Here is a 292-nt window from a genome sequence, read left to right as displayed (position 1 = left end):
GCGTAGTACCAGGCCCGTTCGACGGGTGACATGTAGGGGCTCAGCATGAAAGGTTCTCCTGCCCGGCATGAAGACTCTGAAAAGGCGGCCGCGCCGCGACGTGCGTCATCTCAACCCAGCCGCAGGCGGCTGGCACCGACCAGCCAGCTGTAGATGACGTACAGCAGCATGGTGGCGAGCAGCAGCAGCCCGCCGAGCGCGGTGGCCATGCCCCAGTTGATGCTGGTGTTGGTGTAGAAGGCGACGAAGTAGCTGACCATTTGGTCGTTCGGGCTGCCGAGCAGCGCCGGGG

1 protein-coding gene is annotated in these 292 nt (G+C 64.7%); it reads right to left on the bottom strand.

The window, feature by feature from the left end:
• Nucleotides 1–110 precede the first annotated feature (110 nt).
• A partial coding sequence (locus tag AAEY83_RS13930) for a hypothetical protein (RefSeq protein ID WP_351059722.1) occupies nt 111–292 on the bottom strand: 182 nt, incomplete at its 5' end.

The sequence above is a fragment of the Psychrobacter sp. TB20-MNA-CIBAN-0197 genome (assembly GCF_040309765.1).
Lineage (GTDB): Bacteria > Pseudomonadota > Gammaproteobacteria > Pseudomonadales > Moraxellaceae > Psychrobacter > Psychrobacter submarinus.
This window is presented reverse-complemented; position numbering and strand designations above follow the sequence as displayed.